Source organism: Hyalangium versicolor (genome assembly GCF_020103695.1).
Lineage (GTDB): Bacteria > Myxococcota > Myxococcia > Myxococcales > Myxococcaceae > Hyalangium > Hyalangium versicolor.
Genome location: NZ_JAHXBF010000044.1, coordinates 40,632 through 62,945, shown reverse-complemented (window position 1 = coordinate 62,945; position 22,314 = coordinate 40,632). Strand labels below are relative to the sequence as shown.

Sequence of the window (22,314 nt, the reverse complement as noted above, 5' to 3'; positions counted from 1 at the left end):
CTCAGAAGCGGAAGGTGGCCTGGATGCCGCCCTCGGAGCCGCTGACCACGGGAGCGATGCTCACTCCCTGCTGCGGGCTCTGGGCTTCATCCGGGCTGATGCGGTAGGCCTGGGGCCGGTTGATGAACGCGAGCACCAGCCCCGTGACAGCGGCGGCACCGCCCACGGCATAGGCGCCCACCGCCAGTTGCTGGTTGCTGTCGCCCTTGGAACGCATCTCGGTGACGTCTGGAGTCGGCACACACCCGCCGCACTCGGCGATGCGGGTGTCGAAGTCCTCGTAGCTCTTTCGGGCCTGCATGTGCAGGACTCCACCGGCCAGCGCCACGGCCACTCCCGCGCCCGTCAGCGCCCAGGGCTTCCACGCGGACCAGTGCCGACGGTACCGGGTCAGGTCATCGTCGGAGTACAGCTTGAGCGCGAGCGAGGTCTTCTCGTCGGCGTGCAGGGTGCGCGTCAGCGTGGTGGGCGAGTGCCCATCCTTCAAGACGACGAAGGTGTGCGAGCCAGGCCGCACCCGGCCCTCGTAGCGCCCGGGAGCGGAGAAGAGCACCGCGCCATCCAGCGACACCGTGGCGCCGGGATCGTCACAGCTCACCTCCAACTGCGCCAGCTGCCGCTCGATGAGGTTCTTGTACGCGCGGGCGTGCTCCATCTTCTCCACGTCCAGCGGAGCGACGCCGTAGCGCATCGCCGCCACGAGGTGCTCGTACACCTCGGTGGGCTGGTCGAGGTTCAGCAGCGCCAGCGCCAGGTTGTAGTGGATGGCCGGGTGGTCCCAGAGCGCGAGCGCCTGGCGGTACTTCTCCGCGGCCTGCACGAAGACGGACTCCTTCAGCAGGGTGTTGCCCGTCCGGAACAGCTCGAGCGCCGCTTTCTGCTTCTCGGGGGGAACGCCCTTCGCCCAGGGGCGTTCCTCGGCCGGCTTCTGCTGCTGTGGCTGCTGCTGGGCCAGCGCGGGAGTTGCTCCCAACGCCACGAGCGAGAGCACTGTGGCCAGGAAAACCGCGGTCCTGCTCATCACCATCCTCACGGGAGTTCTCACTTCAATTCGTCGATGACGGGGCTGCCCAGCTGCGTCTGCAGGCGCTGGACACGTTCCTGCTCCCGCTGGAGCAGATCCTGGAGCTGCTGCGCCGCGCGGATGGCCTCCTGCTTGGCCAGGACCGCCGCCGCCGCGTTCTCCTCCGCGTTCTTCTTGGCATGCTTGGCACGCCACTGCGCGAACTTCGCCTTCTTCAGGGCATCCAGCAACGCGTCGTTCTTGCGCAGCAGCTCGTTGTTGGTCATCGCCACCTGGGCGTTGGCGTCCTCGGCCTCCTTGGCGGCCTTCTGACGCTCCAGCTCCTTGGCCTGCACCTCGGCCAGGCGCTGCTTGGCCTCCGTCTCGGCGGTGCGCGCGGTGGCCTCGGAGGCCTGCGCCTGCGCCGCGGCGACCTTCGCCACCACCGCCTGGCGCTCGGCCTCCTGCTGCGCGTTGCGGATGACGACCAGCGCTACCGCCGAGGCGGCCACCAGCCCCAACAGGACCACGATGGAGCCTATGGCCAGGGCTCGCTTGCGCCGAGTCGCCCGGACCGACTGCGAGAAGACGGCATCCAAGAAGGCGCGCTGTACCTCGGGCAGCTCACCCCGGTAGCGCCGCTGGAAGCGCTGTGCCTCCTCCACCACCTCGCCGCGCCACAGCAGGTCCGCGTCGCGCCCGTTGGCCTGCCACTGCCGGGCCGCGTTGCGCAGCTGCTCCAGGAAGACCGAATCCTCCTGGCCCTCGTCCAGCCACCGCTTCAGCTGCGGCCAGCTGTGGATGAGGGACTCGTGGACGATTTCCACCGTCGCGCCCGAGGCGCCGCCTCCCGTCTGCACCACCAGCAGGCGCGCCTGGACGAGCATGTCCAGCAGCAGTTGCAGCTCGTTGGCGTCCTTGGACAGCTCGCGCAGCTCCTCCATGGAGACGATGGCGCGCGTGCGCTCGGGTGTGACGAGCCGCAGGAACACGGCGCGCGCCAGCGGCCGGGCCTGGAAGGGCATCTCCGCGAGGATGTTGTCGGCGTGGCTCGCGAGCGCGCCGGCGATGCCGCCCATGGCCTGGTAGCGCTCCTCGGTGAGCAGCCTGCGGCCCTCGTCGCGCTCCTCCCACAGCTTCGAGGCGGCGAACTGGAGCAGCGGCAGCGCGCCCTGGGTGGACTCCAGGTGCTGCAGCATGTTGTCCACCATGGCCGGCGATTCGAAGCGGTAGCCGGCCATCTCCGCGGGCTGCACCAGCGCGTCCTTCAGCCCCTCTCGGCTGGGCGCGGTGAGGAAGAACAGGCCCTGGTTCAGCTCGGACATGAAGCGCTCGTCCTCGGGCACCCGGTCCAGGAAGTCGGAGCGGATGGAGAGCACGACGCGGATGGGCGAGGTGGCGTCATCCGCGATGCCCGACAGGCACGCGGTGAAGGCCAGGCGCTCGCGCACGTCCGGCACCAGCGTGTAGAGCTCCTCGAACTGGTCGACGAACAGCAGCAGCTTGCGGCGCTGGCGGCGGGCGCGGCTGCGCAGCACGGAGCCCACGTAGCCGGGCTCGATGGCCAGGCGCTCCACGAGCTGGCTCTGCGCCTGGATGTCCTCCTCCACGGTGGTGGAAGAGCTGAGGAGCGGCGCGACGATGCTGGCCAGGGCCGCCAAGGGGTGGCGGCCGGGGCGGATGACCAGGGCCTCCCACGCCTCGCCGGAGCGCTTGAGCACGGGCACCAGGCCCGCGCGCACGAACGAGGACTTACCCGCGCCCGACGGGCCCACCACCGCCAGCAGCGGCTGATCCTGGACGCGGTTGACCAGCGCGGAGATCTCCCGCGAGCGGCCGAAGAAGCGGTCCGCATCCGCCTCCTGGAAGGAGGACAGGCCCGCGTAGGGGCTCTCGTCCACCCGCAGCTCGCGCGAGTAGCGGCCAGGCAGGAACGGCTCCAGGGCGCGCAGCAGCGACACCGCGTCCGGGAAGCGCTGGTCCTTGTGCTTGAGCAGGCACTTGTCGACGACATCAGCCAGCCGCGGATCCGCGTCCGGCACCATGTCGCGCAGGCGCGGCATCGGCTCGTTGAGGTGGGCGGTGACGACGAGCTGCGGACCGCGGAGCGGATCCAGCGGGTGCTTCCCGGCAATCATTCGGAACAGCATGATGCCCACCGCCCAGATGTCCGTGCGGTGGTCCACCTTGTTGCCGCCGCGCCACTGCTCGGGCGACATGTACGGCATCGTCCCCATGATGGCGCCGCGGCGCGTGAGGTTGGAGATGTCCGCATCCAGGTCCACGCCCGTGCCATTCGGGCCCAGCGCTCGCGGCGAGGGCAGGGACACCTCCTGCTCGAGCTCGGGCGGGTGCTCCGGATCCTGGAGCACCTTGGCGATGCCGAAGTCCAGCACCTTGATGGAGCCGGACTCGGTGACGACGACGTTGTCGGGCTTCAGGTCGCGGTGGACGATGCCCTGCTCGTGCGCGGCGACGAGCGCGCGGACCACCGGGGCCATGATCTCCACGGCGCGCGCGGGCGGCAGGCGCTGACCGGCGATGACCTTGTTGAGCGGCTGGCCCTGCAGGTACTCCAGCACCATGAAGGGGCTGCCGTTGAACTCGCCCACCTCATAGATGATGACGATGTTCTCGTGGCTGCAGCGCGCGGTGGCGCGGGCCTCGAGGATGAAGCGCTGGGTGACTTCCGGGTTGGTCGAGTGGAGGAACTTGATGGCCACCCGGCGGCCCAGTCGCGTGTCGCGCGCCAGGAAGACGGTGCCCATGCCGCCGCTGCCCAGCTGGCGGATGAGCTCGTACTGGTGGATGCGGGTACCGGGCGCGAACTGGCTGGCGGGCCCGGTGGCCGCGGGGTGCTCGCCCGAGGGGCTCGAGCCGAAGCTGTCCCCGGTGGGCGGGCGCGAGTGCTCCGCGAGAATCCGTTGGGACGGGTTGGCGGTGTTGGGCGCGAAGAGGGCGTCGACGTCGGCCGCCTGGGTCTTGTCCTCCGGGACATTTACTGGGGCACCGGCTGGGCTCTTGCTCATGTGCTGCTGACATCCCTTCTGAAGCGGTTGCGCTCCGAGAGGAACCTCGAGCGCGCCGCGAATCCGCGGGCGCGCTCTCAGCAGGCTTCACATCCCCCCCACCTGCTACCGGGTTCTCGCTTCCCCCTCCCTCCTGGCCGTGGGAGGGCGGACCTGACACGCGTTTCTTGCGTGCGGCATTTTCGTCCACTTTCGCTCAGATCCACAAGAATCCCGGCGGTTCATGTGAGCCGCGGGGCACCGCTCGGCCGCCTGCCTTGCCGACGGGAATTCACTGGCTTTCGTAGATGAGGACGCGGTGGTTGTCCGTGTCCGCCACCAGCAGGTAGGGAGGGAGCATCAGCAGGCCCGTGGGCGAGTGGAGGGTCCGCGCGTTCGGCCGGTTGCCCGCGACGCAGAGGGGATCCTCGGGAGACGGGTTCTCCGGACATGTGACGGGCTCACCCACGTAGTTGGAGGTGAAGTCAGCTTGCCCGAGGACGGCATCCGGGAGGGCACCATTCGTGGTGGGGAACTGGTTCCAGATGAGCACGCGGTGGTTGCCCCAGTCGCTCACGGCGAGCTGCACGCCAGTGGAGGTGACGTTGGTGGGCGAAGACATGCCCGTCCGGGTGGTGTCGTGGGTGTTGCTGGTGAAGTCCGGCTGTCCGAGCACCACATCCGGGGGCTGCGAGCCAGAGGAGGGGAGAGAGTTCCAGATGAGGACGCGGTGGTTTCCGGTGTCGGCCACGACGAGCCGCACGCCATCCGTCCAGATGCCTTGGGGGCGGTTGAAGGTGGTGGCCGAGGGAGGATTGGCGGGAGGCGGAGTGGTGGTCCCGTCCCCGGTGCTGTAGTCCCGGTTGCACGTGATGAGGTCCGGCTGACCGAGCACGAGGTCCGCCTCCTCGTTCAGGGCATCGGGGTGTTTGTTCCAGATGAGGAGGCGGTTGTTGCCGGCGTCCGGGACGATGAGCTTTTCAGGGGTGAGGGCCACCCCCGCGGGGTTGACGACGGATCGCGCGTCACAGCGAGGAGAGATGTTGATGTAGTCCGGCTGGCCGATGACGAGGTTCACCGGGGAGAAGGTCTGTTCCGGCGGCTTGTTGTAGATCGCGATGCGATTGTTGCCCCTGTCCGCTACCACCATCTCCTGCCCTTCGAGGGCGATGTCCAGGGGCGCGGAGAGTCCTTTGGGCCCGGCGGACTGGCTGTGGGTGTAGCGGTCGATTTGCCCGACGAAGAAGTCGGCGGACTGGTCATTCTGCGTGGGCAGGGCGTTGTACCCGAGGATGCGGTTGTTGCCGCTATCCGGGATGTAGAGCTTTCCGTTCACGAACAAGGGGTTGCCGGAGGGGAACTTCATGCCCCGGGAACCGATGCCTTCCGCGTGGTTCTCGATATAGCCGCTGAAGTCGCTCTGGCCGATGACGAGGCTGGCGGGTTGGTAGGCGCTGAAAGCGTACCAGGGGGTGCAATGCACGGTGATGCTGGGGACATTGCCCTGCACCGTGCCACTCGCTCCCGTCATCGTGCACCGGAAGCCGCGGGGCTGCACTTCGATGGAGGCCGTGTATTCGCTGCCTCGAGACAGCCGGGTCTGGAAGGTGAAGTCGCCGGGGGCGAGGAAGACCAGGCTCTCTCCGGTGTCTCCGTTATCTCCGCTCTCGAGGCGGAGGGTGATGGAACCCGTCGCCCCATCCGCATGCCCTCCGAGGGCATAGGTGCGTACCACGCAGAGCACCTGCACCGAGTCCACGTCCGCGCCTCCGATGCGGCCGGTGGCTGCTTTCAGGGTGCAGACCTGCTCCGGCGGGGCGGTGGTGATCGTCACCCGGTACGGGTTCCCGTCATCAACGGGCGTCTCGAACAGGAAGTACCCGTTCTGGCTCAGGGTGAGGTTTTCGCCCGAGTTGAGCTGGAGCGTGAGGTTCCCATCGAGTCCGCTGACGGTTCCGCCCACACGGAACTGCAGGGACTGCGAGGGCGGCTCTCCTTCGCCGCCGCACGAGAGCAGGACTGCTGCGACTGCCACGAGCCCAAGCCATTCGCCGCGCATGGTGACTTCCCCTGGCCGTACACGGTGCAGGGCCTTCCTGCAGACCCGCTCGCACGGCGCTCATGAGAAAAGTGACCATGCCATGAGGTTGTCCGGGGGAAAAGGCGCCAGCGCTCGGGCTCATTGGCTCTCGTAGATGAGGACGCGGTGGTTGTACGTGTCCGTCACCAGCAGGTACGGCGGGACCAGCAGCAAGCCTGTGGGTCCATTGAGGCTCCGCGCGTTCGGCCGATAGTAGGTTTGGCACGAGGACGGCCTCTCGGAAGAGCACACCTCGAAAGGCTCGCCTGAGAGGGAGGAGGTGAAGTCGGCTTGCCCGAGGACGGCATCCGGGAGGGCACCATTCGTGGTGGGGAACTGATTCCAGATGAGCACGCGGTGGTTGTCCTCATCGCTCACAAAGAGCTGCACGCCGGTGGAGGTGACGTTGGTGGGCGAAGACATGCCCGTCCGGGTGGTGTCGTGGGTGTTGCTGGTGAAGTCCGGCTGTCCGAGCACCACATCCGGGGGCTGCGAGCCAGAGGAGGGGAGAGAGTTCCAGATGAGGACGCGGTGGTTTCCGGTGTCGGCCACGACGAGCCGCACGCCATCCGTCCAGATGCCTTGGGGGCGGTTGAAGGTGGTGGCCGAGGGAGGATTGGCGGGAGGCGGAGTGGTAGTCCCGTCCCCGGTGCTGTAGTCCCGGTTGCACGTGATGAGGTCCGGCTGACCGAGCGCGAGGTCCGCCTCCTCGTTCAGTGCATCGGGGTGTTTGTTCCAGATGAGGAGGCGGTTGTTGCTGGCGTCCGAGACGACGAGCTTGTGAGGGGTGAGGGCCACTCCTCTGGGAGTGACAACGGATCGCGCGTCACATCGAGGAGAGATGTTGATGTAGTCCGGCTGGCCGATGACGAGGCTCACCGGGGCAAAGGTCCAATCGGGCGGCTTGCTGTAGAACGAGATGCGGTTGTTGCCCGAGTCCGCCACCACCATCTCCTCGCCATGGGAGGCGATGCCCGCAGGCCAGGAGAGCCCCTTGGGCCCGGCGGACTGGCTGTGGGTGTAGAAGTCGATCTGCCCGAGGTAGAAGTCGGGAGTCGGATCATTCTGCGTGGGCAGGGCGTTGTACCCAAGGATGCGGTTGTTGAAGAAGTCCGGGATGTAGAGCTTTCCGCCAGTGAACGAGGGATTGCCGTAGGGGTACCTCATGCCCCGGGGGCCGATGCCTTCCCCATGGTTCTCGAGACTGCTGCTGAAATCGCTCTGGCCGATGACGAGGCTGGCGGGCTGGTAGACGCTGAAGGTGTACCAGGGGGTGCAGTGCACGGTGATGCTGGTGACATTGCCCTGCACCGTGCCACTCGCTCCCGTCATCGTGCACCGGAAGCCGCGGGGCTGCACTTCGATGGAGGCCGTGTATTCGCTGCCTCGAGGCAGCCGGGTCTGGAAGGTGAAGTCGCCGGGGGCGAGGAAGACCAGGCTCTCTCCGGTGTCTCCGTTATCTCCGCTCTCGAGGCGGAGGGTGATGGAACCCGTCGCCTCATCCGTGTGCCCTCCGAGGGCATAGGTGCGTACCACGCAGAGCACCTGCACCGAGTCCACGTCCGCGCCTCCGATGCGGCCGGTGGCTGCTCTCAGGGTGCAGACCTGCTCCGGCGGGGCGGAGGTGATCGTCACCCGGTACGGGTTCCCGTCATCAACGGGTGTCTCGAACAGGAAGTACCCGCTCTGGCTCAGGGTGAGGTTTTCGCTCGAGTTGAGCTGGAGCGTGAGGCTCCCATCGAGTCCGCTGACGGTGCCGCCCACACGGAACTGCAGGGACTGCGAGGGCGGCTCTCCTTCGCCGCACGAGAGCAGGACTGCTGTGACTGCCACGAGCCCAAGCCATTCGCCGCGCATGTGACATCCCTCTGGCCGGCGCTGCTTCTCGTCTCTCTCGCGAGACAGCACGCACGGCACTGGTGTGGGGCATCAAGATGTCACGCACTCCCAGTGAGGAAAAGACGCGGTCCTCACGGAGGCGAGCGCTCCAGGTGAGTTGGAGAAAGGTGCTCGCAGAAAAAAGAAATCGAGAGCATCGGACCCCCCCAGAGTGTCTCCGAGCCCACCGCTCTCCCGTTCACCCGCCACCCGCGTCTCCGACCAAGGTCGGGGACAGGCAGCCATGTAGTTAGTGACGGGAACGCGCCGCGGAAGTGCTCAGCACCGGAGGACGAGACGGATGTTGACCCCACGGTGCAATTTCTTGGGAGCTGGAATCAGCCCACCGGTGAGAACTCGATGCGGCCCAGCAACTCGTCCGTGGAGACCACCTTCACCTGCACGGGCATGCCGATGGTGTAGGTGCGCTTGGGACCGACGAGGGAAGTCTCTCGCGTGTCCGGCCGGAAGGGGCCGTGGGGCAGCGCATCCACGGGGAGCACCCCCTCCACCAGCATGTCGTCCAGCTGAACGATGAGCCCAAACGGTTTCACGCGGGTGATGCGCCCCGGGTAGCTCTTGCCGACGTGCGCTTTCATCAGCCGCGCCTCGAGCACGCGGTGGCGATCCTGCTCGGCGCGCGAGGCGGCGCGGGCCCGTGCGTTGATGTGCGTGGCCAGTTGCTCCACGGCCGGATCCTGATGGGTGAAGTCGCGGCGGCCGCGCAGGTACTGTTTGAGGATGCGGTGGACCACCAGGTCCGCGTACCGCCGGATGGGCGAGGTGAAGTGCAGGTACCACTTCGCCGCCAGGCCGAAGTGCCCCGAGGGCACCACCGTGTAGCGCGCCGGGCCCAGCGAGCGCCGCAGCACCGAGCGCAGGGCCGGCTCCGCCGTGCAGCCGGAGATCTGCCTGTCAAAGGCGCCCAGCGCCAGCGGAGACAGCTTGCCGCCGAACCCCGCCGCGAAGCCCGAGTTCCACGCGAAGGCGGCCAGGTCGGCCACCCGCAGCGGATCCGGCTCGTCCTGGATGCGGTACAGCGCGGGCAGGCCGCGCGTGAGCATCCACTCGCCAATCGCCTCGTTGGCGGCCACCATGAAGCGCTCGATCATCTTATGCGCGGAGGTGGGCCGCTCGTTCTCGATGCCGGAGACCTGGCCCGTCTCCCGGTCGAAGGTGAAGCGCCCCTCCTCGCGAGACATCTCGATGCCGCCACGGCCCGAGCGAGCCACTTCCAGCCGCGCCGCGGCCGCGCGGAACCACGGCATCACCTCGCGCACCGGCGCCATGGGCTCCGAGACGATGCCCTTGTCCAGGAAGTCCGCCACCTCGTCGTAGTTCAGCCGCGCCCAGGAGCGGATGATGCTCTCGTACACGTCCGCCGCGGTGACGCGGCCCTCCGCGTCGATGCGCAGTTCCACCGTGAGGCACAGCCGCTCCTCGTTGGGCACTAGGCTCAGCCAGTGCGCGGACAGCTCCTGGGGGAGCATGTGCAGCACATGGCCCGCCAGGTACACGCTGGTGGCGCGCTCGCGCGCGGCCTGATCCAGCACGGAGCCCTCGGAGACGAACTCCGCCACGTCCGCGATGGACACCAGCAGCCGCAGCGCCCCATCCGCCGCCGCCGGCAGCACGGAGATGGCATCGTCGATGTCTCGCGTGGAGGGCGCGTCCACCGTGACGGTGGGCACCGAGCGCAGGTCCCTGCGAGCGCCCAGGGCATGAGGCCGGGCCCGAGCCGCCTGGGCCTCCGCGAGCACCTCGGGGGCGAAGTCCCGGCGCAGGGCGTGGCGGGCGATGACGCGCTCGATGGAGCGATCGACGCCCGGCTCCAGCTTGTAGACGAGCGCCACCTTGCCCTCGGCGATGCGCGCCACCACCGCGTCTCCGGGCTGCACGGCGGTGCCGCCCGCGTCCAACGGCCAGTCGGTGTTGGCCACCTCGTTGTCGATGCGCAGGTGAGGGGCGCCCTTGCGCAGCACCACCTCGCCGTAGACGTGCTCGCGCGGGCGCTGCAGCAGGGACAGCCCGCTCGCGCTCCATCGCCCGTCCGCGGCCTGGCTCACCGTGGCGGAGACCACGTCATCCGCCAGGAACGGCCCCAGCTCCGGCGGAGGGATGAACGCGGAGAGCACCTCGCCGGACGGAGCGCCCTGCACGCTGAGGAACCCGAATCCCCGGGGGTGGACATCCACTCGGCCTGTGACGGAACGTGAAGTAACGGGAAGGCTTGTGGAGGAGGAAGTCTGAGACATGCTCACTTGATCCTACGGCTGGGAAAATCGATGAAGACGCAAAAGTACAAGAAAAACTGGTTGCCGCATTGACGGAGGCTGCTTGCTCGGCGTACCTTCCGTGGCTCCCCCACTTTCCTAGGAGTTAGGAAATGTCGCTTCGTTTCAACTGGAAGAGCGGTCTGGTCGTTGGCGCCATGGTAGCCCTCTCTGGCTGCGCGGATAACAAGGAGGCCGAGCCGGCTCCTGCGCCCGCGGAGCAGCAGGCGGAGGCTCCGGCCCTGCGTGGATGCGCCACCCGCGACTTGAGCCCCGGCGAGCAGGAGGCTGTGCAGCAGACGCTCTCCCAGAACCGCAGCGCGATGGCCGCGGTGGGCTCCATCACGGTGAACGTGTACTGGCACGTCATCAACAAGGGCTCGGGGATTGCCAACGGCGACGTTCCGCAGTCGCAGATTGATTCGCAGATGGCGGTGCTGACTGCGGCGTACGCGAACACCCCGTTCAAGTTCAACCTGGTGTCCGTGGACCGCACCACGAACTCCACCTGGTACACCTCGAGCGGTGGCAGCTCCGAGACGGCGATGAAGACCGCGCTGCGCAAGGGCACCGCGGACGACCTGAACATCTACTCCAACAACATGGGTGGGGGCCTGCTGGGCTGGGCGACCTTCCCGTCCTCGTACACCTCGTCCCCGAAGCTGGACGGCGTGGTGATCCTGTACTCGTCGCTGCCCGGCGGCACGGCGACTCCGTACAACCTGGGTGACACGGCGACCCACGAGATCGGCCACTGGTTTGGCCTCTACCACACGTTCCAGGGCGCCTGTGCCACGTCGGCCACCGGCGGAGACGGCGTGTCGGATACGCCGGCCGAGAAGTCCGCTGCCTACGGTTGTCCGGCGGGCCGCGACACCTGCACCAACATCGCGGGTGCGGACCCCATCTACAACTTCATGGACTACACGGACGACAGCTGCATGAACACGTTCACCGCGGGGCAGATCTCGCGCATGGACTCCATGTGGACTTCGTACCGTCTGGGCAAGTAGTTCGCGGCTGAGTCGGGCTGACAGAAACGCCGGGGTGCTCCGCGCACCTCGGCGTTTTCTTTTGAGGATGGGTGTGCGTTCACGGGAACGTCACACCCGTGACGATGATGCTCCGGGTCCCCTCCGCATCCCACAGTTTGAGCGTGAAGGTGCCCCGGCTCTCCGCCTCCGTGGCGTCCGCCTCGATCACCACGCGTTGGTTCTGCACGTCTTCGCTGAGGGGCCCTGCTTGCCAGGGTGGATACACGCGCAGCGGGCGGCGTCCTGGCCCCACCAGTTCGGCTCGTGCCGCTTGCCAGGGCTGCATTCCCTCGGTGCCCTTGAGCCACAGCACGACAGCCACCGTGCGGTTGGAGCGATAGCTGAAGGCCCGAACCACCTCGGTGGCATTCCCAGGATGCATCCCAATGGTCAAGGAGATCTTCTTGAAAGGGATCCCCTCCTCCTTCATGAGCCCGGTGGTCACCAGGCCCGTGAGTCGACCGGGACTTTCCTTCTCCGCGAGCAGGCTCTTGTTGTCCTCCTGGCACTGGTGGAGCTGGGTGTCCTTTTCCTGCACCTCCTGCTGGTAGGACTCCAGCGTGCGCTTCTCGCGGTACACCTCCACGAAGGGCTCCACCTGCCCGGGGGTCACCACCAGCCAGAAAGCCGCGCTTGCCGGGGCCTCTCCATCCTTGAATCGTACCGTCAGCCGGAATCGCTCTCCCGGCATGACACGTCCCGAGGGCACCAGCCGGAGCATGGTGTTGCTCACCTCCACCAAGGTGAAGCGCTCCAGCCCTTCTACGCTCACTCCGTGGCTGAGGAGTTCCGCGCCGTAGAAGAGGAGCGCGGTGGACAATTCGGGACCGATGCACAGCTCAGGCACTTCTCCGGTGGGCTCCGTCTTCAGCTCGATACGCCGTGTCCCCGTTTCGCAGGGGACGGCTCGCGGCTGCGCGGTGGCCGTGGCGCCCACGAGAAGCGCCAGCGCCAGAAGAGCAGCGGGGGACGAGTCGAACACGGAACAGAACCTCCTGAGTGGGGGCGCAGCGTAGCGTCCTGGGAGGTCGCCTCTACCACGCATTCCCGCTCAAGAGCGCCGCTCGCTCCGGGGGCTTCGCCCGGGTCAGCCTCCCTGGAAGCGATCCACCGCTACCACCCGCCCAGTATTCCCCACACTCGCCGTGTCGGCCGTCGAGCCACTCTCCATCGGCAGTCCACGTTTATGGAAGTCGTCCGCCAACTCGAAGCAGACAGGCCAGGTGCGGGTCCCGTCCCTCTCTTGTGCCAACGTAAACCGCCCGTAGACGCGCTCCGTCCCAAAGATGAGCCGCCCCTTCAGGAAGGCCTGCGGGCCCAGGGGCCTGAATGGCCTCCCGGCGAACTGCATGCGGATTACCCCCTCCCTCACGGACATGAGCCGGCCCACCGGTCCAGGGGTAAGCACCGCATCCCCTTCGTCGCCGATGTTGATGCCCAGTTCGGCCATGGTCTTGAGAGCGCCGGGAGGACACGGCTCGGAGGGAGGCTCGGGACGCACCTGGGGCCCGGTGGTGCAGGCCGCTGCCATACAGGCACCCGTGGCGATGGCTTTGCCCACGGGACCGAGACCCTTCTGCTTCTTCTGCTGTGTTCTTTTCATGGAAGCCTCTCCCTTCTCGCTCCACGTAGAGGGCTCCACGAGAGCTGCCTCCTCGGTGACGAGGAAGTCGGGGCCGGTAGCTTCTGGCGGCTTCCAGGGCGGCGCCACTTTCCTGCCTACCTCCCAGGTCACTTCCCTGGCGTGCTCGAAAGGCCAGGCGCGCGGATCTCCTTGAGTCTCGGTAACGAGCGGTGGCGGGCTGGCGGTATGGGGCGAGGCTCGCCAGACCCAGACTCCACCGCCCCCCAGAACCACCGTGAGGAGCAATCCCACCACCACCCGCAATGGGACGCGCACGGCCCGAGACGCTGGCTGCCGCTCCCTGGCGCTCGCAGGTGACGGCGGGACTTGCTCAGCCACCGAAACGAGAACCACGGGTGCAGGCGGTGCGACCTCGAAGGAGAGGACTGCAGAGGCCTCGGGTGGATCGACCCGGGCCAGTGCCGCCACGACAGGCTTGGAAGAACCCGCGGCGCGGGAAGGGTCAGGAAGAGGGCGAGGAGGTGCGGCGCCCGCAACCGCTGCGGGAGCTTCATCCTCCACCATGACCAGAGGGCGCACTCCACGCCGGGGCCGCGCTTCGGCCTCGCGAGATGCCTTCAGGTAGTGCGCCACCTCGTTGCCCCCGGGGCCAAGGCGCGTGGTGAGGGTGTGCACGCTGAAGACTTCACACAGCGGCGCCGCCCAGACTGCCTCCTGCCGTTCCAGCACCGCCGAAAGTGCCTCGCACAGCTCCTGCGCATCCGCGGGGCGCTCCTCGGGTTTCTTCGCCAGCAATCGCAGGCACAGCTCGCTCAGCTCCAGGGGTACCCGAGGGTTGAGAAGGTGGGGAGGCTTGGGCGCCTCGCTCAGGACGGCATCCACTTCCTTCTGCTTCTGCGTGTAGAAGGGCCTGCGGTTCGTCAGCAGCCAGTAGAGCACCACCCCCAGCGCGTACAAGTCATCCGCGGGTGTGGAGCGGTAGTGCGCGCCCGGTACGCCCTTGTTCTCCCGCTCGAAGCGCCAGGCCTCGGGGCTGCGATAGTCAGGCGTCCCCGGCGGCAGCAACCCACCGGTCCGCCACCCGGCTTCCTCGTCGCCCCCCACTCCGAGATCCACCAACACCGCCTCGCCGGTGGATTCGTGCACCAGGATGTTGGCTTCCTTCACATCCCGGTGGACGACCTTCGCTCCGTGGAGAGCGACCAGCGCCCGCGCTACGCCCAGCACCCTGCGCACCACCTCCCGCGCCGAGGGGTTCTCCGTGCTCGCCCACACGTCCAGGCGTCGGCCCGGCACGTACTCCATGACGATGACGAAGTAGCGGGGGGCCTTGTCCGGCCACTGGCCGTGGCCCAGCAGGCGCACCACGTGGGGGTGCCGAACCTTCGCCAGGTTGAGCAGCTCCCGTACGGCCCACACTCCGATCTCCTCCAGCGGCAGCAACTTCAACGCGTAGAGTTCTCCTCCCCGCCGCGCAAGGAACACCGTCCCGAACCCGCCCTCGCCGAGCTGGGCTTCCACCACGTAGCCCGCCACATCCGTTCCGGGTGACATCTCCGGCACGCCCTTCTCCTCGTGCCTGCTCATGGGTGGACTCCCACCAGCTCCTCGTTCAGGAGCGGCGACGTGACCGGAGAGATGGGGAGCGCCCTCGTGCATGGACTCAACCTCCTGGGTTGTGCGCGACGCTACCAGAACAGTCCGTAGAGTCACCTGGAGGTGCGCCGCTCAGGCGGATGGCAGGACGTAGAGCAGCGGGCCGGGACTGACTCATGGGGTCTACTCGCCCGTCAACCCTGGGGGTATAGAGCCCAGCCGCATTGCGATCGTCAACGAACAGGGTGAGATTGTGACTGCGATGCGGAACCTGGACCCGATAGAACTCCGAGGCTTGTCGAGTTGAGCTGATGAACGAACTTGCGAGGATTGCAAATGAGCTGCTGACTCCGAACTCGTCGCTGCGAAGCTACATCGTGAAGTAGGAGGCGCGCGGTGGAACGTTATTGCTATTGGGTGCGAACCGCTGATGTTCCTCAGTGGTACATCACGACTCCCGTACCGGCGACAGGCGGAAAGTTTGAGGAACCTTGGATGTTCGGGGAAGGGCGCCTGCTTCCAAACCCTGGGCCCATCAGGGCTCTGGTGAGGAACCAGGGCAAGAGGCGCACATTCATGTTCGCCGGTGTTGAGAGTGTCCCCATCATCAACGAAGCAGTCGCCCATGTCTTCAGGGCGATAGCACCTGATGATGTGCAGTTATTTCCGGTGACGGTGGAGGGGGATCCCGAGCGGTACTTCATTGTCAATGCAAGCAGAACCATTGACTGCATTGACGAAGCGAGCTGCCGGGAAGTCCATCGATACGGCCAAGACGACCCTGTCCCAGAGCGGAGAGGAGCCTATCGCTGGATCTACGGTTTACGAATTGATCCCTCGAAGACTGATGGCGCGCGAGTCTTCAGGCCGAAAAGGTTTACGACTGCGCTTATTGTTTCAGGGGAAGTCAAGGATGCTCTTGAACGGGTAGGCAATTTGGGAGTGGGTTTCGAGCACGTGAGTGCGCCTCACTCCTGCGATGGCGATGGTCTCCAGTGAGACAGTCGCCTACTTGGCGCGCGGAGGAGACGAGCTGTCGAGTCGCATGGCTCTTGGGGGCCGCTGGTGTCGGGGCGTACGCTAGCGGAGGGCGGGGAGTGGTGAGCCGTGCCCGCGTTCCCTCTACCGTTGCTGCACTGAGCCCCATCCAGGCCTGTTTCCAGAGCGGCCGAGGGCTCGGACGCACGCGCTGCCTGACTGCCCGCTGCGGGAATCCTGCCAGACAGGTGCTGTTGCCCTTGCCGCGATGCACAAACACTCACTGATCACTTCAGGCCTCGTCGCGGTGCTCCTCCTCTCGGCATGTGAGGAAGGCGCTGCTTCCAAGGAACCTCCTTCCACTGACACCCCCGCCGAGCAGCTCCAGGACTCCTCGGGTCCGCTGACCGTGACCAACTGCCGCGCGCTGACCACCCAATCGGTGAGCGCGAGCGGCGATGACGGCGCCGGCAGCGTTGCTTCCAATTCGCAGGACGACAATCTGGTGACCCGCTGGAGCGGCCCGGGCGTGGGCGCGTGGCTGCTGATGGATCTGGGCAGCTCTCAGTCCCTCACCGGCGCGGCCATCGCCTGGCACCAGGGAGGCACTCGCCAGAACCACTTCATCATCTCCACCTCCGAAGACGGGACGACCTATACGCAGGGGTACGCGGGCGACAGCGCCCTGAGCACTGCGGCGCAGACGTATGCCTTCACCTCGACGCGCAAGGCGCGCTACGTGCGCGTCACCGTCAACGGCAACACCGTCAATGACTGGGCCTCCATCATCGAGGCCCGCGCGTGCGGCGAGCAGACGGCGACGCCGCCCCCCACGTCGGACTCGGGGCCCGCGCTGCCGCGTCAGCCGTACCTCCAGAGCGTGGGGACCACCAGCGCGCTGGTGGCCTTCCGCACGAACGTGTCGTGCACTCCCTTCGTGCGCTTCGGCCCGGGCTCGGATGTGTCCCGCACCGCGACGGCCACTGCCGCAGGCTGGCGGCACGTCATCAAGCTGAGCGGCCTCAGCCCGGGGCAGACATATAGCTACGTCGTCGAGGCGTGCGGCTCCGTCATGGGTGTGCGGCAGTTCCGCACGGCGACGCTCCCCTCGACGCAGAGCGTGCACTTCACGGCGATGGGAGACTTCGGCACGGGAGGCTCCGCGCAGGCGCAGGTGGTGGCTCGGCTGGCGCAGGACAGCCGGGCCGGAGAGCTGCTCCTGGCGCTGGGCGACAATGCCTACGAGTCCGGCACCGAGCAGGACTTCCAGGATCACATGTTCACGCCCATGGCGGCGCTGCTGCGCAAGGTGCCGCTCTTCGCCAGCCCGGGCAACCACGAGTATGTGACGGACCAGGGCCAGCCCTATCTCGACAACCTCTACCTGCCGGCCAACAACCCCGCGAACACCGAGCGCTACTACTCGTTCGACTGGGGCCCGGTGCACTTCGTGGCGCTGGACTCCAATTGCGCCATCGGCCTGGCCTCGTCCGATCGCTGCACCCTGGCCGCGCAGAAGAGCTGGGCGGCCGCGGACCTCGCCGCCTCGAAGCAGCCCTGGAAGGTGGCCTTCTTCCACCACCCGCCCTGGTCGAGCGGCGCCCACGGCTCGCAGCTCACCATGCGCCGCGAGTTCGGCCCCCTCTTCGAGCAGTACAAGGTGGACATCGTCCTCACGGGGCATGACCACAACTACGAGCGCTCCAAGGCGATGGTGGGCGACGGTGTCGCGCCCTCGGGCTCGCGCGGAGTCGTCTACTGGGTGGTGGGCAGCGGCGGCGCGACCCTTCGCTCCTTCCCCATCGCTCAGCCCAGCTGGACCGCGTACCGCAACAACACCGACGTGGGCTACCTGGACGTGACGGTGAATGGCGGCACGCTCACCGCGCAGTTCCTCTCTCCCAGTGGCACCGTGAAGGACAGCCTCACCCTCACGAAGACGGTAGCGGCGGCAGCGGAGCAGCCCGCGCCCACGAGCGCGGCCTCGGCGCTCGAGACGCCTCCGGGGCCGGTGGATGATCCCGCCCACCCGCCAGCGGGGCTGCGCTTCGACAAGGTGCTGCCCCCCGCGGACACCCCGGAGTCCGTGGCGGACGACGACCCGATCTCTCGCTGAGCCTCGCCTTTCCCGGCGTGTCGACGAGCGGACGCGCCGGGACCGCGTTAGGCTTACATCCCATGAGTGATGTGAGTCGAAGAGATGCGCTGAAGCTGATCGCCGTCGCGGGTGCGTCGGCGGCCGGCTGCTCGGACACTTCGCCCAAGCCCGAGGAGAAGGGAATGAGTCAGAAGGGGAGTGAGCAGGCAGACGTCATCATCAACACCCGGCCCCTCGGGTTCATGTGGGAGACGCCGGATCCCTTCCTGTTCTGCGTCCACCATGACGACCGCTACCCTCAGGGCAACGAGCGCATGGGACCGGCCGTCTCGCTCTCGGGCCGGGATCTCGGGCAGGACTTCGCCGGCAAGGACGGCTGGCGCATGTACCACGGGCGCACCGTTCCGGGCTTCCCGCAGCACCCGCACCGGGGCTTCGAGACCGTGACCGTCGTGCGCCGTGGGCTGCTGGACCACTCCGACTCGCTCGGCGCCGCGGCCCGCTTCGGAGGCGGAGACACCCAGTGGATCACCGCTGGCAGTGGCCTCCTGCACTCGGAGATGTTCCCGCTGCTCGACCGCACGGGACCGAACCCCGTCGAGCTGTTCCAGATCTGGCTCAACCTGCCCAAGGTGGACAAGATGGTGGAGCCGCACTTCTCCATGCTCTGGAGCCACGTTATTCCGCGGCATGTCGCCAAGGACGCGGAGGGGCGCACCACCGAGGTTTCCCTCGTCGCAGGCCGGCTCGGTGACGTGAAGGCGCCGCCCCCGCCGCCGAAGTCGTGGGCATCTCGTTCGGATACCGACGTCGCCATCTGGACGATCAAGATGGCTCCCGGCGCCCGGTGGACGTTGCCCGCCGCGATGAGCGGGACCAACCGCTGGCTCTATTTCTTCCAGGGCTCCGGGATGCGCATCGGTGGGAAGGCCATCCCGGCCTCGCACGCGGCCGTGCTCCGACCCGAGTTCGAGGCGGTGCTGGAGAACGGCTCGGACGAGGCTGAGCTGCTGCTCCTGCAGGGCCGGCCCATCCGCGAGCCTGTCGTGGCCCACGGGCCCTTCGTGATGAACTCGCGCGAGGAGATCGTCCAGGCCTTCTCCGACTACCAGCGCACGCAGTTCGGTGGCTGGCCCTGGAAGAGCGACGACCCGGTCCACGCGCGAGAGGAAGGGCGCTTCGCTCGTCACGCGGACGGCCGCATCGAGAAGCCCGCCTGAGCCTCGTTCTGGAGGCCGTAGAGCCGGGCGCAGTTGTCCCAGAGGATCTTCCGCCGGGCGCTCTCCGGGAGGGGAATCTCCAGGAAGCGCTCGATGGCCCGAGGGTAGCGCGAGTCCGGGTGCGGCCAGTCCGTGGAGAACACGATGTTGTCCGCGCCCAGGTGCTCGACGACGTGCGTGACGAAGTCCTCATCCGCCTCCACTGACACGACGCACTGCCGGCGGAAGTAGAGGCTGGGAGGCTCGGGGAGCTGCTGATGGGTGACGCCCAGCTCGATCTCCCAGTGCTCGTCCATCCGATGGAGCAGCCAGGGGACCCAACTGCAGTTGCCCTCGAAGAAGCCGACCTTGAGGGCCGGGTGCCGCGCGAGCACGCCACCGCCGCAGAATGCCATGGCCGCGTACATCATCTCCATGGAGTGGCAGGCCACGTGGCGCAGGAAGATGTTGCTGCCGAACTGGCTGCCCGCCTGGGGCAGGTGTGAGCCCACGCCCTCGTGGAAGATGACGGGGATGCCCAGCCGGGTGCAGGCCTCCCAGAGCGCGTCATAGGCAGGGTCGTACCACTGTCTCCCGCCCACGAGGTTCGGGCGGAGGAAGATGGCTCGGAAGCCGAGCTCCTCCACGGCCCGCCGCGTCTCCCGCACCGCGTCCTCCACGGAGTGGGGCGCCACCATGGCCGCGCCGAACAGCCGCTGGGGATCTCCCTGCACGTAGTCGTGGAGCCAGTTGTTGTACGCCCGAGCCACCGCGCTGGCGAACTCGGGCTCCAGGTCATCCACCGCGAGCGCGAGCAGCCCGGAGGTGGGGAAGACGACGGTCATGTCCACGCCCTCGGTCTCCATCGCCTCGAGCTGCGTGTCCACGGACCAGCCCCGGCGGGAGAAGTCGGCGAAGCGGGACTGCTGGAAGCGCTCCAGCGAGCGAGCCTCTGGCCGCTGCTCGATCGCCTGGCGCACCATCGTCCGGACCTGCGCCGAGGGCAGCACCGCCGGGAGCGGTCGGCCATCTGGTCCCCGGGGATCGAACCAGGGCATGAGCCGCTGCTCGAGCTCCATGTAAACGACCGCGTTGCGGAATGCGAACTCGGAGCTGCGCGGGGCGCGCTCCCGGTAGCGAGGCTCCATGTATTGCTCCCATAAATCGGGGGGCTCCACGCAGTGCATGTCGCTGTCGAACACTCTGTAGCCTGCTCTGGCCATCTGTCATTGCTCCGTTGTCGGCTGACTCCGGCAGACAGAGGCGGTTGGGGCCGGGCGTGACGGAAGCGCCGCTCGTCCGCCCTGGGAGCAGGCGGCGGCAGGGGCGGCCTCACATCCAGGCTCACGGCACTCGGCCCCCAGGGGCGGCGGCAGCGGAGCCGTCACGCGCCCACCTTCAGGACAGGGCCTCATGTCCGAGGCCCGATGCGCGAGGGCAGCGAGACATGGATACCCACTTCGAGCAGCTGACGATTCCCGCTACCGATGGCTTCCCATTGGCAGCGACGCTCTACGCCGCGGATGGCGAGGGCTCCTGGCCCGTGGTGTTGATCAACCCAGCCACGGGCGTGAGGCGCACCCTCTATGATCGGTTCGCCCGGTTCCTCGCGGAGCGGGGGATGCATGTCCTCACGTATGACTATCGAGGCACTGGTGGTTCCCGCACCGGACCCCTGCGCTCCCTGCGCGCAAGCATGACGGACTGGGGGACGCGGGATCTCGCGGGGGTCGTGGACTGGTTGGTGGAGCAGTTCCCGCGCAGCCCGCTGCTCGTGGTGGGGCACAGCTCGGGGGGACAGCTCCTCGGGCTGACGGATCGCATCCAGCATGTGTCCGCCCTGCTCGCGGTGGGAGCGCAGAGCGGCTATTGGCGCCACTGGGACAGCCCACGGCGTTACCAGCTCGCCTTCCTCTGGTACGCGGCGATGCCCCTGGCGGCGAAGTTGCTCGGCTACTTCCCGGCGAAGAGGCTCGGCATGGGCGAGGATCTGCCGGGGGGCGTGGCGCGGGAGTGGGCTCGCTGGTGCCGCAATCCGAACTACATCTCCGATGAGCGCGGGGTGCCGCTGCGCCCGTACTTCGATGACTTCTCCGGGCCACTGCTCGCCTACAGCTTCTCCGATGATCGCTTCGCGCCGCGGGCCGCCGTGGAGGCACTGCTCGGCTTCTACCACCGGGCGCGCAAGGAGCACCGCCACCTCACGCCAGCGGACCTGAACGTCGACGCCATCGATCACTTCCGGTGGCTGCGCGAAAACTTCCGCTCCACCCTGTGGGAGCAGATGGGCTCCTGGCTGGAGCAGCAGGCCGCCGAGGGTCGCCCCGCGGCGGGAGGTCTGCGGGCCGTGACGTCACAGCCGCCGGCAGAGCCCTCTCATTTGTCATGAACCTGGCTGAGAACACCTTCATCGACATCCTGAATCGTCATATCTCTGATGCCTCCCTCCGCCTCGTCGTCGAGGACCAGCCGCTCACGGTTGGCGCTGGAGGGGGCTCCCCCGCGGTGACCCTCCGCATCCACGATCGGCGCTTCTTCTCGCGCGTGCTGAGCCAGGGAAACCTGGGCATGGGCGAGGCCTATATGGACGGGGACTTCACCGTCGAGGACGGCGAACTCCACGACTTCCTCACCATCCTGTTGCGCAACCGCATCGACCAGAAGGTGAGGGGAGACCCGCGCACCATCCTCCGGGTGCTGCGAGTGCAACTGGGCAACACGCTCTCACGGGCTCAGTGGCGCTACGTCCAGCGGCACTACGATCTCGGTGACGAACTCTTCGAGTCCTTCCTCGACGAGACGATGACGTACTCGTGCGGCTACGCGCTCTCGCCACAGGACTCGCTGGAGGAGCTCCAGCGCAACAAGCTGGACCGCATCTGCTGCAAGCTGCAGCTCGCGCCCGGGGAGCATCTGCTGGACATCGGGTGCGGCTTCGGGGGGCTGCTCATCCACGCGGCCAGCCGCTACGGCGTGACGGGCGTGGGCATCACCAACAGCGAGCGGCACTTCGAGCGCGGCAACGAGAACATCGCCCGCGCGGGGCTGTCCGATCGCATTCGCATCGAGTTGCGGGACCACAGCAGCATCGAGGGCCGTTTCGACAAGATCGTCAGCGTGGGCATGCTGGAGCACCTGCCTCGCAAGGAGTACCGGCGATACTTCTCTCTCATCGCCCGGTCGCTGGCGCCACAGGGCTTGGGGCTGGTGCACGCCATCGGCACGAGCGCACCCGTCAACACGCATGATCCCTTCATCCAGCGCTACATCTTCCCGGGCTCGGGGCAGGTGAAGCTCTCGGAGGCGGCCCACCACCTGGAGCGCCAGGGGCTCGCCATCCGCGACGTGGAGAACATCGTCCGTCACTACCACTACACGGCGAAGCACTGGCTCATGCGCTTCCGGCAGAACCAGCACCAACTGGATCCGAAGCGCTACGACTCGGCGTTCCGCCGGCTGTGGGAGTACTACCTGCACTGCTGCGTCGCGGCGCCGCTCGCGTCGGATGGCACGGTCTACCAGGTGCTCTTCACGAAGGACTACGCGGCGCCCATGCCGCTCCATCGCGTCTAGGTCCCAGAA

General features: G+C 67.4%; 14 protein-coding genes. 6 read left to right on the top strand and 8 right to left on the bottom strand.

Annotated elements, in window-relative coordinates; translation table 11 throughout:
• Position 1: 1 nt before the first annotated feature.
• The 5 genes from KY501_RS49430 to KY501_RS49410 form a co-directional block, all read right to left on the bottom strand.
• Positions 2-1,021 carry a PEGA domain-containing protein gene (locus KY501_RS49430; RefSeq protein ID WP_224372455.1) on the bottom strand — a complete coding sequence of 340 codons (1,020 nt, stop codon included), beginning with the start codon at positions 1,019-1,021 and terminating at the stop codon, positions 2-4.
• 20 nt (positions 1,022-1,041) lie between these two features.
• On the bottom strand, positions 1,042-4,032 hold the full coding sequence (locus KY501_RS49425) for a serine/threonine-protein kinase (protein ID WP_224372454.1): 2,991 nt from the start codon (positions 4,030-4,032) through the stop codon (positions 1,042-1,044).
• Between the two features lie 271 nt (positions 4,033-4,303).
• Positions 4,304-6,070, bottom strand: coding sequence for an NHL repeat-containing protein (locus tag KY501_RS49420; RefSeq protein WP_224372453.1), 1,767 nt, complete (start codon positions 6,068-6,070; stop codon positions 4,304-4,306).
• A 120-nt stretch (positions 6,071-6,190) separates the two neighbouring features.
• Positions 6,191-7,948, bottom strand: coding sequence for an NHL repeat-containing protein (locus KY501_RS49415; RefSeq protein WP_224372452.1), 1,758 nt, complete (start codon positions 7,946-7,948; stop codon positions 6,191-6,193).
• 359 nt (positions 7,949-8,307) lie between these two features.
• Positions 8,308-10,224: a ribonuclease R family protein gene (locus KY501_RS49410; protein WP_224372451.1), complete on the bottom strand. Its 1,917-nt coding sequence runs from the start codon at positions 10,222-10,224 to the stop codon at positions 8,308-8,310.
• A 131-nt stretch (positions 10,225-10,355) separates the two neighbouring features.
• On the opposite strand from KY501_RS49410, the gene KY501_RS49405 reads away from it, so the two are divergent.
• Positions 10,356-11,255, top strand: coding sequence for a zinc metalloprotease (locus KY501_RS49405; RefSeq protein WP_224372450.1), 900 nt, complete (start codon positions 10,356-10,358; stop codon positions 11,253-11,255).
• Positions 11,256-11,334: 79 nt separating this feature from the next.
• On the opposite strand, the gene KY501_RS49400 is transcribed toward KY501_RS49405, so the two are convergent.
• Positions 11,335-12,258, bottom strand: coding sequence for a DUF2381 family protein (locus tag KY501_RS49400; protein WP_224372449.1), 924 nt, complete (start codon positions 12,256-12,258; stop codon positions 11,335-11,337).
• Between the two features lie 105 nt (positions 12,259-12,363).
• Positions 12,364-14,448 (bottom strand): serine/threonine protein kinase, encoded by a 2,085-nt coding sequence (locus KY501_RS49395; RefSeq protein ID WP_224372448.1) that lies wholly within the window; start codon positions 14,446-14,448, stop codon positions 12,364-12,366.
• Positions 14,449-14,952: 504 nt separating this feature from the next.
• On the opposite strand from KY501_RS49395, the gene KY501_RS49390 reads away from it, so the two are divergent.
• The 3 genes from KY501_RS49390 (at position 14,953) to KY501_RS49380 (ending at position 18,753) form a co-directional block, all read left to right on the top strand.
• Complete coding sequence (locus tag KY501_RS49390) at positions 14,953-15,456, top strand: imm11 family protein (RefSeq protein WP_224372446.1); 504 nt, start codon at positions 14,953-14,955, stop codon at positions 15,454-15,456.
• A gap of 247 nt (positions 15,457-15,703) precedes the next feature.
• Complete coding sequence (locus KY501_RS49385; protein WP_224372445.1) at positions 15,704-17,551, top strand: metallophosphoesterase; 1,848 nt, start codon at positions 15,704-15,706, stop codon at positions 17,549-17,551.
• A gap of 224 nt (positions 17,552-17,775) precedes the next feature.
• Entirely contained in the window at positions 17,776-18,753 is a 978-nt protein-coding gene (locus KY501_RS49380; RefSeq protein WP_373691733.1) for a pirin family protein, read from the top strand.
• Here KY501_RS49380 and KY501_RS49375 read toward each other — a convergent pair.
• Positions 18,720-19,880, bottom strand: coding sequence for an amidohydrolase family protein (locus KY501_RS49375; RefSeq protein ID WP_224372444.1), 1,161 nt, complete (start codon positions 19,878-19,880; stop codon positions 18,720-18,722). The genes KY501_RS49380 and KY501_RS49375 overlap by 34 nt on opposite strands.
• A 299-nt stretch (positions 19,881-20,179) precedes the next feature.
• On the opposite strand from KY501_RS49375, the gene KY501_RS49370 reads away from it, so the two are divergent.
• The gene (locus tag KY501_RS49370) at positions 20,180-21,121 is read left to right on the top strand and encodes an alpha/beta hydrolase family protein (protein WP_224372443.1); all 942 of its coding nucleotides are present in this window, start codon (positions 20,180-20,182) and stop codon (positions 21,119-21,121) included.
• On the top strand, positions 21,118-22,305 hold the full coding sequence (locus KY501_RS49365; protein ID WP_224372441.1) for a class I SAM-dependent methyltransferase: 1,188 nt from the start codon (positions 21,118-21,120) through the stop codon (positions 22,303-22,305). The genes KY501_RS49370 and KY501_RS49365 overlap by 4 nt, the downstream gene beginning before the upstream one ends.
• Positions 22,306-22,314: the final 9 nt, after the last annotated feature.

Bases quoted from the DNA above. Each gene is read 5' to 3' on its own strand.
- KY501_RS49390 (WP_224372446.1), top strand. From the start codon at position 14,953: ATGTTCGGGGAAGGGCGCCTGCTTCCAAACCCTGGGCCCATCAGGGCT.
- KY501_RS49370 (WP_224372443.1), top strand. From the start codon at position 20,180: ATGGATACCCACTTCGAGCAGCTGACGATTCCCGCTACCGATGGCTTC.
- KY501_RS49415 (WP_224372452.1), bottom strand. From the start codon at position 7,948: ATGCGCGGCGAATGGCTTGGGCTCGTGGCAGTCACAGCAGTCCTGCTC.
- KY501_RS49380 (WP_373691733.1), top strand. From the start codon at position 17,776: ATGTGGGAGACGCCGGATCCCTTCCTGTTCTGCGTCCACCATGACGAC.
- KY501_RS49385 (WP_224372445.1), top strand. From the start codon at position 15,704: ATGCACAAACACTCACTGATCACTTCAGGCCTCGTCGCGGTGCTCCTC.
- KY501_RS49365 (WP_224372441.1), top strand. From the start codon at position 21,118: ATGAACCTGGCTGAGAACACCTTCATCGACATCCTGAATCGTCATATC.
- KY501_RS49395 (WP_224372448.1), bottom strand. From the start codon at position 14,448: ATGAGCAGGCACGAGGAGAAGGGCGTGCCGGAGATGTCACCCGGAACG.
- KY501_RS49425 (WP_224372454.1), bottom strand. From the start codon at position 4,032: ATGAGCAAGAGCCCAGCCGGTGCCCCAGTAAATGTCCCGGAGGACAAG.
- KY501_RS49410 (WP_224372451.1), bottom strand. From the start codon at position 10,224: ATGTCTCAGACTTCCTCCTCCACAAGCCTTCCCGTTACTTCACGTTCC.
- KY501_RS49430 (WP_224372455.1), bottom strand. From the start codon at position 1,021: ATGAGCAGGACCGCGGTTTTCCTGGCCACAGTGCTCTCGCTCGTGGCG.
- KY501_RS49375 (WP_224372444.1), bottom strand. From the start codon at position 19,880: ATGGAGCCTCGCTACCGGGAGCGCGCCCCGCGCAGCTCCGAGTTCGCA.
- KY501_RS49405 (WP_224372450.1), top strand. From the start codon at position 10,356: ATGTCGCTTCGTTTCAACTGGAAGAGCGGTCTGGTCGTTGGCGCCATG.
- KY501_RS49420 (WP_224372453.1), bottom strand. From the start codon at position 6,070: ATGCGCGGCGAATGGCTTGGGCTCGTGGCAGTCGCAGCAGTCCTGCTC.